14 protein-coding genes and 1 pseudogene are annotated in these 12,848 nt (G+C 69.7%); 13 read left to right on the top strand and 2 right to left on the bottom strand.

Annotated elements, in window-relative coordinates:
* Positions 1-17 precede the first annotated feature (17 nt).
* Entirely contained in the window at positions 18-590 is a 573-nt protein-coding gene (locus HUV60_RS10520; protein WP_257847686.1) for a transposase family protein, read from the bottom strand.
* Between the two features lie 934 nt (positions 591-1,524).
* Between HUV60_RS10520 and HUV60_RS10515 the strand changes: the two genes are divergently transcribed.
* Complete coding sequence (locus HUV60_RS10515; RefSeq protein WP_257847687.1) at positions 1,525-1,971, top strand: N-terminal phage integrase SAM-like domain-containing protein; 447 nt, start codon at positions 1,525-1,527, stop codon at positions 1,969-1,971.
* Here the strand turns inward: HUV60_RS10515 and HUV60_RS10510 are convergent.
* Positions 1,950-2,285 carry a hypothetical protein gene (locus HUV60_RS10510; protein WP_257847688.1) on the bottom strand — a complete coding sequence of 112 codons (336 nt, stop codon included), beginning with the start codon at positions 2,283-2,285 and terminating at the stop codon, positions 1,950-1,952. The two genes, HUV60_RS10515 and HUV60_RS10510, sit on opposite strands and share 22 nt — an antisense overlap.
* Between HUV60_RS10510 and HUV60_RS33885 the strand changes: the two genes are divergently transcribed.
* The 12 genes and pseudogenes from HUV60_RS33885 to HUV60_RS10455 all read left to right on the top strand — a co-directional run bounded on the left by HUV60_RS33885 (position 2,169) and on the right by HUV60_RS10455 (position 12,820).
* Entirely contained in the window at positions 2,169-2,873 is a 705-nt protein-coding gene (locus HUV60_RS33885) for a tyrosine-type recombinase/integrase (protein WP_443047511.1), read from the top strand. The two genes, HUV60_RS10510 and HUV60_RS33885, sit on opposite strands and share 117 nt — an antisense overlap.
* Positions 2,783-3,541: an SOS response-associated peptidase gene (locus HUV60_RS10505; RefSeq protein WP_443047509.1), complete on the top strand. Its 759-nt coding sequence runs from the start codon at positions 2,783-2,785 to the stop codon at positions 3,539-3,541. Before HUV60_RS33885 ends, HUV60_RS10505 begins: the two co-directional genes overlap by 91 nt.
* Positions 3,542-3,551: 10 nt before the next feature.
* Positions 3,552-4,292: an alpha/beta hydrolase family protein gene (locus HUV60_RS10500; RefSeq protein ID WP_257850099.1), complete on the top strand. Its 741-nt coding sequence runs from the start codon at positions 3,552-3,554 to the stop codon at positions 4,290-4,292.
* 237 nt (positions 4,293-4,529) lie between these two features.
* Complete coding sequence (locus HUV60_RS10495) at positions 4,530-5,216, top strand: sigma-70 family RNA polymerase sigma factor (protein ID WP_257850100.1); 687 nt, start codon at positions 4,530-4,532, stop codon at positions 5,214-5,216.
* Positions 5,213-5,551 carry a mycothiol system anti-sigma-R factor gene (rsrA, locus tag HUV60_RS10490; protein WP_257847690.1) on the top strand — a complete coding sequence of 113 codons (339 nt, stop codon included), beginning with the start codon at positions 5,213-5,215 and terminating at the stop codon, positions 5,549-5,551. Before HUV60_RS10495 ends, rsrA begins: the two co-directional genes overlap by 4 nt.
* Positions 5,552-5,759: 208 nt before the next feature.
* Positions 5,760-7,220 carry an HD-GYP domain-containing protein gene (locus tag HUV60_RS10485; RefSeq protein WP_257850101.1) on the top strand — a complete coding sequence of 487 codons (1,461 nt, stop codon included), beginning with the start codon at positions 5,760-5,762 and terminating at the stop codon, positions 7,218-7,220.
* 47 nt (positions 7,221-7,267) lie between these two features.
* Positions 7,268-7,498: pseudogene (locus HUV60_RS10480) on the top strand (metal-dependent phosphohydrolase); the annotation flags it as partial.
* Between the two features lie 58 nt (positions 7,499-7,556).
* On the top strand, positions 7,557-7,928 hold the full coding sequence (locus HUV60_RS10475) for a hypothetical protein (RefSeq protein ID WP_257850309.1): 372 nt from the start codon (positions 7,557-7,559) through the stop codon (positions 7,926-7,928).
* Positions 7,929-8,200: 272 nt separating this feature from the next.
* Complete coding sequence (locus HUV60_RS10470) at positions 8,201-9,181, top strand: tetratricopeptide repeat protein (RefSeq protein WP_257847691.1); 981 nt, start codon at positions 8,201-8,203, stop codon at positions 9,179-9,181.
* 145 nt (positions 9,182-9,326) lie between these two features.
* Positions 9,327-9,977 carry a peptide deformylase gene (gene def / locus HUV60_RS10465; protein WP_257847692.1) on the top strand — a complete coding sequence of 217 codons (651 nt, stop codon included), beginning with the start codon at positions 9,327-9,329 and terminating at the stop codon, positions 9,975-9,977.
* 330 nt (positions 9,978-10,307) lie between these two features.
* Entirely contained in the window at positions 10,308-11,393 is a 1,086-nt protein-coding gene (gene cyc1, locus HUV60_RS10460) for an epi-isozizaene synthase (protein WP_257847693.1), read from the top strand.
* Positions 11,390-12,820, top strand: coding sequence for a bifunctional albaflavenone monooxygenase/terpene synthase (locus tag HUV60_RS10455; RefSeq protein WP_257847694.1), 1,431 nt, complete (start codon positions 11,390-11,392; stop codon positions 12,818-12,820). Before cyc1 ends, HUV60_RS10455 begins: the two co-directional genes overlap by 4 nt.
* The last annotated feature ends 28 nt before the right edge of the window (positions 12,821-12,848 follow it).

The raw sequence follows: 12,848 nt of genomic DNA, 5'->3' as shown, positions 1-12,848 counted from the left end.
GTGTCCACGATCCGGGGTCAAGCCCCATGTGCCAGGCATCCGCGACCAGCTCCCACTTCTCCGTGTCCGGGTTCTGCTTCCATACCGGCTTGCCCCGCCTCGTCGATCCCGATCGCCTCGGTCGTCGGCAGTGCGGCGGGCAGGTGGCGCTCGGCGTAGGTGCGGGTGGCGCGCATGACGACCGGCCAGGACGGCCCCAGGTCGCGGCCGGTCTGCACCACGGTGCGTCCGCCGTCGGCCACGGCCTGCCCGCACGCGGTCCGCAGCCGCTCGGTGAGCCGCATCCGTGCGGGTATCTGGGGAATCTGTTCGGTGAACGAGCCCCGCTCACAGGCATCTTCACGACACTGCCAGCGCCGTTTGTGCCAGCGGATCCGTACCGCGCCACCGCCATGGGCGAGGTCACGAGGCCGCGTCACGGCCCGTTCCTTGACCCGGGTGGCGAAGGTCCCGCACGCCGGGCAGGCCCGCGCCGCCGGGTCCGTGGTCACCAGACGCACCGTACGTATCCCGTCCTCGTCGCGGACGACCTCGGCCACCGCGACCCCCTCCAGATCGAACAGCGCCGTCGCGCCGGTATCGTGGCCCATGCCGCCCGTGTCTGTTTGAAGATCGGCTGTCTAGACACCAGTCATGATCCACAAGCAGCGCGGGCGGTCTGCGTTCACCCCTCACGCACCCACGACGGTCACTCTCGGCAACCGGCGGTACAGGTCACGGGCGGCCCTCCCCGACTAAATTCGAAGACCCGTGTCCCGGCGACTCCGCGCCAAGTGGTGCGCGGCCCCGTGGCTCCCGAGTGTCGCGTGACGGTGCCTCTCGACTGACCTACGAGCGACGCCCCGCTAGCAGCCACACCGGGCAGACGGCCTCGACGACCACGCAGCCGTCGGGTGCGGGGTGCGGCGCGCAACATAGCCGACGATCGCCGGTTAGCCAAACCGGCGATCGTAACGACCATTGGGGGAGTTCGCAGCGGCTGTGCTTGGCGGTGGAGCCGTTGTGGATACAGTCGGTAGTGCCGCAATACACAAGGAGGTAATAAGCGGCCCTGTCTACGGCTTCCCTGGAATCAGCAGCGCCGTTCGCTGAAAGATAGCGAAATCCACGTCTTGGCGTGGACTCTCAGGTGTTGCTGCTCCCGCTCTGTCGCTTTGTGTGCCCCTTCCCGAGAGATTCCACGCGATGTGCCGATCCGCGATATCCTCTGCCCATTTTCCCCTTCGATTGGCGGCGCCCTCTGTATTGCTCGCCGACTTCGTTCCTGTCCCGGATGCCGCCGAGGCAAACTGGCTGGTGGCGCTTTGACCGCCGGAGGCAGCAACCGGTTGCTGACCCCGGAGGAAGTGGCCGCCTGGCTCAAAGTCAGCGAGATCACTGTCAAGAACAAGTATCGCGCATGGGGGCTAAAGCCTCAGAAAGTCGGTCGCCTTCTGCGCTTCCGATAGCGCGATGTCGTGAGCTACCTGGACCGCAACTACGGGTGAGCCTGTCGCATGGCACCCAAGAGTGAAAGGAGGCCACTTGGCCACCGTCTTCCAGAAGTGCAAGACCGATGACAAGAATAAGAAATATCCGTGTGAGAAGACCAGATGCGGCCACCCCTGGACGGTCAGATACCGTGAGCCGGGAGGCCGGTCCGGGCGGCAGCGCGAGAGGACGTTCCCGACCAAGCGCGAGGCCGACGACCACGGCGTGGAGATGGAGAACGCCAAGCGGGAAGGCACGTACCTCGATCCCAAGCGGGGCGCCGTACCGCTTCGGATGTACGCGGAGGCGTGGTTCGAACGTCAGCATCTCGCACCCAACACGGAGAACACGTACGAGCGGGCCTTCCGACTGCACGTCTTCCCCTTCATGGGTGAACGACTGCTGACCTCGATACGCCCCGATGACATCGAGCGGTTGGGCGCCCACATGACGGCTGGAGGGCTCTCCGCGCACTCCGTTCAGGCGTACACGCCCCCCTGAAGGCGGTCTTCACGGCTGCTGTGAACAACGGGGATGTCGGCCGGCACCCCTTCCGCGGTGCCAAGCTGCCCGCGCTGCCGAGCCGGGCCGTGGATGAGACGCTCCTTCCGTCCGGTCAGCAGGTGCAGGACATCGCTGACGAGTTCCGCCGCGAGTGGGCGCTGTCCGTCTGGCTCATGGCGGGCCTTGGGCTCCGGATGGGCGAGATGCTCGGTCTCCGGGTCGGAGACGTCCTCGACGACCGCGTACGGCTCCGCCGCCAGGTAACCCGTGTCAAGGGCGTCAAGGGGGCCGTACTGGGCCCGCTGAAGCATCGCAGGAAGGGAGACTGGCGGGACATTCCGTTGGCGACGAACCTGTCCGAGGCCGTGGGCGAGCACGTGGCCCGCTCTGGCACCGGTCCGGACGGTGCCCTGTTCCAGACCATCACCGGAACCCTGGTCACGACCTCGAACTACTCGTCAGCGTTCCGTAAGGTCGTGAAGACCCTGGGTTACGACTGGTCGCCTCACGACCTGCGGCACTGGTTCGCCACGACCGCGCTCAGCAACGGTCTGCCACTCTTGGACGTGTCCAGGTGGCTCGGGCACAAGAGCATCAAGGAGACGGCGGACACGTACGGGCACCTCACTCCCGACTCCACGGGCCGGGCTGTCAAGGTGATGGATGTGGCGCTGACCCAGCACCGTGCTGACTTGGTGCTGACTGACGTGGCACAATTTAGCGTTTTCGCAGGTCGGAGGGTCGGATTGAGATGTGCGGACGGTATGCAGCAAGTCGCAGGCCCGAGGATCTCGCAGGAGTCTTTGAGATCGACAGGTGGGAGCCGGAAGAGGCCCTGGAGCCCGACTACAACGTGGCACCCACCAAAGAGGTCTTCGCCGTGCTCGACCGCGCAGTGAAGGACGCGGACGACCCGCGGCCGGTTCGGCAGCTGCGGAAGCTGAAGTGGGGCCTCGTGCCGTCCTGGGCCAAGACGCCCGAGGGCGGGGCCCGGATGATCAACGCCCGTGCGGAGACCGTCCACGAGAAGCCGTCCTACCGCCGCGCCTTCGCCGCCCGGCGATGCATCCTGCCCGCCGACGGCTACTACGAGTGGGTCACCGGCACGCAGGAGCGGGACCTGGAGGTCGAGGGCAAACGCAAGCGCCCGCGCAAGCAGCCGTACTTCGTGACCCCGGCCGACGGCTCGGTGTTCGCGATGGCGGGTCTGTACGAGTTCTGGCGGGACCGGACCCTGCCGGACGACCATCCGCGGGCCTGGTGGGCGACGTGCACCGTCATCACCACCGAGGCGGAGACCACGCCGCTCGCGGTGGCGCCGGCGGACGGCCTGAGGGCGCTGGCCGACATCCACCCGCGGATGCCGCTGATGCTCACACCGGACCGCTGGGACGCCTGGCTCGACCCCGCCCGCACGGACACCGAGGAGCTGCGCGGGCTCCTCGCGCCGCCGCCCTCCGGCCTGATGCGTGCCTTCCCGGTCTCCACCGCGGTCAGCAACGTGCGCAACAACGGCCCGGAGCTGCTGAGGGAGCTGGAGGCACCGGAAGAGAGCACACTCTTCTGACGTGACGCCTGTGAGGAACACGAAGAACGCTCCTGCCGCGGCCGGCCCGGCGGAGCCGCCGTCGGCCGAGACCGTCGAGACCGACGCCGGTCCTGCCCGCATCACCTGGCACCCCGCCCGGCACACCGCGCGCTTCGTCCTCGCGCTGAGCCACGGCGCCGGCGGCGGCATCGAAGCCCGGGACCTGCGGGCCCTGGCCGCCGTGCTGCCCGCGCACGGCACGACCGTGGCGCTGGTGGAGCAGCCCTGGCGGGTGGCCGGCAAGAAGGTGGCCCCCGCGCCGAAGACCCTGGACACCGGCTGGCGCGGCCTCTGGCCCGCGCTGACGAAGCCGGGCCTGCCGGTGATCTCGGGCGGGCGCAGCGCCGGAGCCCGCGTCGCCTGCCGGACCGCCGGTGAACTGGGCGCCCACGCGGTACTCGCTCTCGGTTTTCCCCTGCACCCGCCGGGCAGGCCCGAGAAGTCCCGCGCCGACGAGCTGCTCGGGGCCGGGGTGCCCACCCTCGTCGTGCAGGGCGGCAACGACCCCTTCGGCAGGCCCGGGGAGTTCCCCGGGGGGACGTACGAACTGGTCGAGGTGGCGCACGGCGATCACGGTCTCGCCGTTCCCAGGCGGGCGGACATCACGCAGGAGGAGGCCCTGACAGTCGTCACGGACGCTGTCGTGCGGTGGGTCGGCTCCCTCGTGGAGCAGGGGGCGCCTCCCGCCCGGGTAAAGCTTCGGGAATGTCCGGACGGCCTCCGCTGTTGACCCCGACGTGTCCGCCGGTCCGCCGTCGCAGCCGGCGCAGCCGTCGTAGTCGTAGGAGAGGAAGTCCGCCGCATGGGTTCGACCTTCTGCCCGAGCCGCAAGGGCCGCACCGAGCTGGACTGGACGGTGCTGCACGCGGCAAGGACCGTCGCCCTTCGGGCGGCGGACGGACCGGATCGTCGTCTATCCTCCGATTCGAGTGGGACCGTTTCCGGTCCCACGACAACTCTGGAGGAGGTGGGTCCGGTTCCCGGTACCGACGCAGGGACCGAACACGGCCGGGCGGAACAGCCCGAGGGCCAGGGCGACAAGCGAGTGGAGTCGAACGCCGAGCGCAGCGCGCGCTTCGAGCGGGACGCGCTCGAGTTCCTCGACCAGATGTACTCGGCCGCCCTGCGCATGACGCGCAACCCGGCGGACGCCGAGGACCTGGTTCAGGAGACGTATGCCAAGGCGTACGCGTCCTTCCACCAGTTCCGCGAGGGCACCAACCTCAAGGCGTGGCTGTACCGGATTCTCACCAACACCTTCATCAACTCGTACCGCAAGAAGCAGCGGGAACCGCAGCGCAGCGGGGCCGAGGAGATCGAGGACTGGCAGATCGCGCGGGCCGCGTCGCACATGTCGACCGGTCTGCGTTCCGCGGAGGCACAGGCGCTGGACCATCTTCCCGACTCGGACGTCAAGGAAGCGCTCCAGGCGATCCCCGAGGAGTTCCGCATTGCCGTGTATCTCGCAGATGTCGAGGGCTTTGCCTACAAGGAGATCGCCGACATCATGGGCACACCCATCGGTACCGTGATGTCCCGGCTGCACCGCGGCCGCCGTCAGCTGCGCGGCATGCTCGAGGACTACGCGCGCGAGCGTGGGCTGGTCCCGGCGGGCGCCGGAGAGTCGAACGAAGCGAAAGGCTCGAGGTCATGAGCTGCGGAGAGCCGCACGAGACGGATTGCAGCGAGATCCTCGATCATCTCTACGAGTTCCTCGACCGTGAGATGCCGGACTCCGACTGCGCAAAATTCGAACATCACTTCGAGGAATGCTCGCCCTGCCTCGAGAAGTACGGGCTCGAGCAGGCGGTGAAGAAGCTGGTCAAGCGGTGCTGCGGGCAGGACGACGTGCCGGGTGACCTGCGTGCCAAGGTCATGGGCCGGATCGACGTGATCCGCTCGGGCCAGGACGTTCCCGACCAGGACGTCACCGTCTCCGAGGCGGCCGCACAGCGGCCCCAGGCCGCTCCGGCGCCGCAGGAGTCCTGAGCCCTTCGGGAACCCCTCCCCCCCCCGCGGCCCACTGTTCGAACGCCGCCGAACAGTCGCCCCGGTGAGCACCCGCGAAAGAGGAGCGCCCTCACCCGTACGCGCTAATCCGCGGGTCGGGGACCCGCGGAGGCGCCGCTCGTCCCTCTAGGCTCCAGACCCTGACAGACGGCAGGCCGAGCGTGGCCGGCACGGTCGGGGGGAGGGCCTGACGGAGGTGTTACCGGCGCGGGGTCGTGTGTACCTGGCCGGTGTCGCCGTGGCGGGCCTGCTCTGTCTGCTGCCGGCGGTGCCGTTGTCGATGCGGGCCGGGTACGGTCCGGACGTCTCCTGGCGGGCCGTCGCGTCACTCGCCGTGCTGTACGCCTGCTGCGAACGCCTCGCCCGGTCCCGGCAGCTCGGTGCTCCGCACTCCGGCGGCACCTTCCACCCCGTACTGCTCGCCGCGGCTTTTCTGCTGCCGCCGTCCGCCGCAGCGCTGGTCGCGCTGCCCGGCGCGCTGCTCACCCCCGTGGAGCAGCGGCCGTTCCTCGCGCGGCGGATCTGGCGGGCCGGGCAGCTGGCCCTCGCCGTGTGGGCCGCGAGCCGGGTACACCGTGCGGCCGGCGGCCGGGAGACGATCGCGGACGGCGACGTTCCTGAGGCGCTGAGCGCGGTCGGCGCCTCGGTGCTGGTGTTCTGCCTGGTGCTGACGCTGCTGGACCGCGGCATCCTGGTGTTTGCGGGCGGCCTGCCGCTTCGGCCCGGGGGCCGGACGGCCCGGCGGACGACGCGACGGAGGGCCCGGCAGACGACCTGGTGGCGGCTGTTCCTGCGGTCGCTCGCACCGGTCACCGTGCACGGGCTCGCCGGACTGATGACAGCCCTGCTGTGGCGCAGCCCCCACGGACCCGTGGCCGCGCTGCTCGTGCTGCCGCCGATATACGTCTCGTGGTGGGCGTTCGCCCAGTACCACCGGGAGCGGGCCGCCCACCAGGCCACGATCCGCGCGCTCGTGCAGGCCGTCGACATCAAGGACGGGTACACACGCGGACACAGCGAGCGGGTCGGTCAGGCCTCCACGATGATCGCGCGCGAACTCGGCATGGACGACGAGCGGACCGAGGTGCTGCGCTTCGCCGGCATCCTGCACGACGTGGGCAAGCTCGGTGTGCCCACCCGGCTGCTCACCAAGGACGGGCCGCTGACCCCCGAGGAGCGGCGGGTCATCGAAACGGACGGCAGCCCGGTGAAGGAGCGCTGCCGGGCGCCGGAACGCAGCCCCGCGACGGACCGCGGGTCCGTCAGGCCGCGCCGCTCGCCGCCGCCGGGTCACTGGCGTACGCGCTGCTCGGCGAGGCCGGCGGGGGACCCAGCCACCACGGCGTGGCCCAGGCCGGCGCCGTGGTCCTCGCCGCCTCCCTGCTCGGCAGCGTGCCGCACATCGGCCGCGGGCACGGACCCACCCGCGACCGGCTGGCCCGCCGGAGCCTCACCGTCGGGTTCGTCGCCGTGTGTATCCAGCCCTTGTACGGCAGGGGGACGTTCGACGACGGGGGTGGCCCCGCCTACGCGCTGCTGCTGCTCGTCCCCCTGTCGTTGTCCGCCCTGTGCGACACCGTGCTCGCCGCCGCGCTGGCCCGCTCCCGCACCGGCTGGCCCTTCCCGCCGGTACTGCGTGACGAACTGAGGGCGCTGTCCGGCATCGGGGCCGCCGCCGTCGCGACGGGCGCGGGGATGGCGCTCGGCGTCGCGGCCGTGGGGCTGTGGGCGCTGCCCCTGCTCTCCGTGCCCTTGCTGCTCGCACAGCTGCCCTACCGACGGTACGCGGCTGTCCGGGCCACCTACCGCCAGACCATCACCTCCCTCGCGCGGGCCACAGAGATCGCCGGCTGCACCCCGGCCGGGCACGCCCGCAGGGTCGCCGACCTCAGCCGGTCGGTGGGCCGGGACCTGGGACTGGCCGAGCCGGATCTGGTGGTGTTGGAGTACGCGGCCCTGATGCACGACATCGGCCAGCTCAGCCTTGTCGACCCGGTGCCGGCAGGGCGCCACCGCCGCCCTGTCGGCAGCGCAACAGCGGCGGATCGCCCTGCTCGGCGGCGCCGTGGTCCGGCAGACCGGGGTGGACCCGAGGGTGGCCGGGATCGTGGAGCGGCAGGCCGAACCGCACGGGGAGCAGCCGCTGGCCGCGCGGATCGTCCGGGTGGTGAACGCGTACGACGAGAAGTCCCGGGCAGGAGGCCCCGGCGGACCGCTGACGGCACTGGAGGAACTGCGCCTCGGTACCGCCGGTGAGTACGCGCCCCAGGTCGTCGAATCCCTGGCCCGGGTGCTGTCCAGGGCCAGGGAGAGGGACTACGCAGACGGGTACGACGACGGAGGCGGACGGTCGTGAGGCAGTGGGAGGCCGCCCAAGGACCGCGGAGGCCGGGATGTGAGGATGAGGATGAGGACCGAAGTGGGGGGCGAGGGAGGAAAGGGCGCGAGAACCGGCGTGAGGACAGGCGCCCGACCGCGGCGAGAGCCGCGAACCGGACGGTCTGACCCGGGCCGGTCCGGGGTAACCCATGGGTAATGGGCGCCCTTCCGCCCGTACGTGGTTGGATGCGAAGGAGACGGTGTCCGGGGGCTAGGCCGCCCACCGCACGGAACTGGCAGGCGGGAATCGTGAGGATCTTCGGCAAGGGACGGAACAGGCCCTCCGCCTCCTGGCGGCAGGCCACGGACCGCGCGTTCACACTCATCGGCGACGGCCGTTACGAGGACGCGGGTGCGCTGCTCACCCGGGCCGCCGATCTGGAACCCTGGCTGTCGGAGTCCTGGTTCAACCTCGCGCTGCTGCACAAGTTCCGGCACGACTGGGAGCAGGCGCGGGCAGCGGGCCTCAGGGCCGTGGCGCTGCTCGACCGGGACACCGGCGCGCCGGACTGGTGGAACGTCGGCATCGCCGCCACCGCCCTGCAGGACTGGCCGCTGGCCCGCCGCGCCTGGCAGGCCTACGGGCTGAAGGTGCCAGGGGGCCCCACCGACTCCGGCGAGCCGCTCGGTATGGACCTGGGCAGCGCGGCCGTGCGGCTGTCCCCGGAGGGGGAGGCCGAGGTCGTCTGGGGGCGACGGCTCGATCCCGCCCGGATTGAGGTGCTGTCCATTCCACTGCCGTCCTCCGGCCGCCGCTGGGGCGAGGTCGTCCTGCACGACGGGGTGCCGCACGGCGAGCGGAGCACGGCCGCCGGGCACACCTACCCGGTGTTCGACGAGATCGAGTTGTGGGCGCCCTCTCCGGTGCCCACGTGGGTGGTCCTGCTGGAGGCCGCGAGCGAGGTCGACCGGGACGCCCTGGAGCGGTTGGCCGCGGACGCCGGGTTCGCCGCCGAGGACTGGTCGTCCTCGGTGCGGCTGCTGTGCCGGTTGTGCTCGGAGTCCCGGATGCCGTCCGACGAGGGGGAGGGCGAGCATCTCGACCCGCACGACCACAGCGAGCCCGGACACCCCGGGCCGCTCGGCCACCGCACCGACGGGCAGTTGTGGGTGCCCGAGCGCGAGTGTGGGCTGGCCGCGCCGGCCTCGCTGGTCCGCGGGCTGCTGGACGGATGGGTCGCGGACAGCCCGGACTCGCGGGGCTGGCGGGACCTCGAAGAGGTCTGCTAGGGCGTTCCCGGGGCCCGTTCACGGGGCGTACCACAGGGCCGGTTGCCGTGCCGGCCGCGGGCGAGGGCCGGTCGGCGGGACGTCCGTTCGCCGTACCCTGTATCAGTATCACACCCCATGTTTTCCAGGAAGGCGTACGTCGGTCATGGTTCAGCAGGACACCGATCAGCAGCACGCGGGAGTGCTCCCCGTCGACGAGGAGGGGTACGTCATCGACACGGAGGGCTGCGCGGAGCGCGAGGCCGCCTGGGTCGAGCGCGGCACCCCGCGGCCGATCACCGTGGTCGGCAATCCGGTGCTGCACAAGGAGTGCCGGGACGTCACCGACTTCGGTCCGGAACTCCAGCAGCTGGTCGCGGACATGTTCGCCAGCCAGCGCACCGCCGAGGGCGTGGGCCTGGCCGCCAACCAGATCGGTGTCGACCTGAAGGTCTTCGTCTACGACTGTCCGGACGACGACGGCGCACGCCACGTCGGCGTGGTCTGCAATCCCGAGCTGGTCGAACTGCCCGCCGGGAGGCGCCGGCTGGACGACTCCAACGAGGGCTGTCTGTCCGTCCCCACGGCGTACTCCCCGCTGGCCCGGCCCGACTGCGCCGAGGTGTCCGGCCAGGACGAGCTGGGCAACCCGGTCAAGGTGCGGGGCACCGGCTACTTCGCACGGTGTTTGCAACACGAGACGGATCATCTCTACGGCTACCTGTACATCGACCGGCTCTCCAAGCGGGAACGCAAGGACGTGCTGCGGCAGATGGCCGAGAACGAGCCGCGCTATCCCGTGGTCGCCAACGACTGATCTCCCGTCGCGCCCGTCACGTCCGGGCCTCCTCGCCCCTCTCGTCCGCTGGTCCGCACAACTCCCTCGCGCACGGCGCCTGGTCCGGCATCCCTACCGGACCAGGCGCCGTGCGTCTTTCCGGCACGTGTTCGACCCCTCGGCGGCCCGGCGGCCCGAAATCAGACACCCAAGGGAAGATTCTCGGCACCCTCGGGTGGTGAAGAAGGCAAATGCGTTCCCAAAACGGTCAGTTGTGGTGCTGAATGGAGTGGCAGGGATACGCAACGGCGCGCGCCCGGGACGGGGGAACGGGGCGCACACCAAGTGGCGGCTGAGAGGGGATTGTTCGTGCATGCTTTGTCACGCGGCACCACATCGAAACCGACCGCCATCGCAGTTCCACCGGCGCTGTTCCTCCCGGTGATCGAGGCGGCGTTTCCCCGGCAACTCCATCCGTATTGGCCGAAGCTCCAAAAGGAAACCCGTGTGTGGCTGCTCGAAAAGCGGCTCATGCCGGCCGAGAAGGTGGAGGAATATGCCGACGGACTGTGCTACACGGACCTCATGGCGGGCTACTACACCGGCGCCGCCGACGAGGTCCTCCAGGCGATAGCGGACTACAGCGCGTGGTTCTTCGTCTGGGACGACCGGCACGACCGCGACATCGTGCACGGCCGTCCCGGCGCCTGGCGGCGGCTGAAGGACCACCTGCACACGGCTCTCGACCGTCCCACGGACCACCTGCGTCACGAAGACGCACTGGTGGCCGGGCTCGCGGACGGTGTGCGGCGGCTGTACTCGTTCCTCCCGGACACGTGGAACGCCCGGTTCGCCCGGCACTTCCACGCGGTGATCGAGGCGTACGACCGGGAATTTTTCAATCGTACGGAGGGGATCGTCCCGACCGTCGAGGAATACCTGGAACTGCGCCGGCTCACCTTCGCCCACTGGATCTGGACCGATCTACTGGAGCTGAGTGCGGGCTGTGAACTGCCGGTCTTCGTGCGGAATGACCCGTCCTATCGGAAGGCGGCTCTACTGAGTCAGGAATTCGCCGCCTGGTACAACGACCTCTGCTCACTCCCGAAGGAACTGGCGGGCAATGAGGTGCACAACCTCGGAATCAGTCTCATCACCCACGAACGGCTGACTCTCGAAGAGGCGACCGCCGATGTGAGGCGCCGGATCGAGGAATGCATCAACGAATTCATCGACGTCGAACAGGAGGTCTTACGATTCGCCGACGGTCTCGAGGACGGCACGGTAGGAGGAAAGGAACGGGGTGCGGCCGTGCGTGCCTGCCTCGGAAACATGCGGAACTGGTTCAGTTCCGTCTACTGGTTCCACCACGAATCCGGCCGGTACAGGGTCGACAGCTGGGACGACCGGTCCACGCCCCCGTACGTCAACAACGAAACGGCAGGTGAGAAATGACCCTCGAGTCGGTGACGCCCGACGCACCAGACGCATCCGGAGCATCCGGAGCATCCGAAGCGGCCGACGAGGCAACCCGGGGGAGGACCGACACGACCGGGCTGCACGTGGCGCCGGTGGCCGGCGGAGGCATCCCCGGCCTCGGCCACGGCCTCAGACTGGTCCGCGATCCGCTGGCCTTCATCTCCCAGTTGCGCGACCACGGCGACATCGTGCGGCTCAGGCTCGGCCCCAAGACCGTGTACGCCGTCACCACGCCCGCTCTCACCGGGGCGCTGGCCCTCAGCACCGACTACATCATCTCCGGCCCCCTGTGGGAGTCGATGGAGGACCTGCTCGGAAAGGAGGGCGTGGCCACGGCCAACGGCCCGCTGCACCGGCGCCAGCGGCGCACCATCCAGCCCGCCTTCCGGCTCGACGCGATCCCCGCCTACGGCCCGGTCATCGAAGAGGAGGCCCACGCGCTGACCGGGCGCTGGGTGCCGGGGGAGCCGGTCGACTGCACCACCGAGGCGTTCCGGGTCGCCGTGCGCATCGCCGCCCGCTGTCTCCTGCACGGCGGTTACATGGACGAGCGGGCGGACCGGCTGTGCGTCGCGCTCTCCACCGTCTTCCGCGGCATGTACCGGCGGATGGTGTTGCCGCTCGGCCCGCTGTACAAACTGCCGCTTCCGGCCAACCGCGAATTCAACCGGGCTCTGGCCGATTTGCATCGCGTGGTCGACGAGATCGTCGCCGAGCGCCGTGTATCCGATCAAAGGCCGGACGATTTGCTGACGGCATTGCTGGAGGCGAAGGACGACAATGGCGACCCGATCGGGGAGCAGGAGATCCACGACCAGGTGCTCGCGATACTCACCCCCGGCGGTGAAACGATCGGCTCCACGATCATGTGGTTGCTGCAGGCACTTGCCGCGCACCCGGAACACGGCGACAGGATGCGCGACGAGGTTCTCGCCGTTACCGGGGGCCGCCCGGTCGCATTCGAGGACATACAGAAGCTCACGCACACCAACAATGTCGTCGTCGAGTCCATGCGTCTGCGTCCCGCTGTCTGGATATTGACCCGCCGGGCGGTCAGGGACACGGAGCTCGGTGGCTATCGCATTCCGGCCGGGGCGGACATCATCTACAGTCCGTTCGCGATCCAGCGCGATCCGAAGTCGTACGAGCGCAACCTGGAGTTCGACCCGGACCGCTGGCTTCCGGAGCGTGCGAAGGACGTTCCGAAATACGCCATGAGCCCGTTCGGCGTGGGCAACCGCAAGTGCCCGAGCGATCACTTCTCGATGGCCCAGCTCAGCCTGATCGCGGCCGCGCTGGCGACGAAGTTCCGCTTCGAGCACGTCCCCGGCTCGGACGACACCACCCGTGTGGGCATCACCCTGCGCCCGAACCGGCTGATGCTCAGGCCGGTCACGCGCTGAACCGTCACAGCCGGCGGGACTGTCACCT

The sequence above is a fragment of the Streptomyces sp. KMM 9044 genome, from assembly GCF_024701375.2.
Classification (GTDB): Bacteria; Actinomycetota; Actinomycetes; order Streptomycetales; family Streptomycetaceae; genus Streptomyces.
The sequence above is the reverse complement of the archived record's forward strand: the minus strand, read 5'-3'. Positions and strand labels throughout refer to the sequence as shown.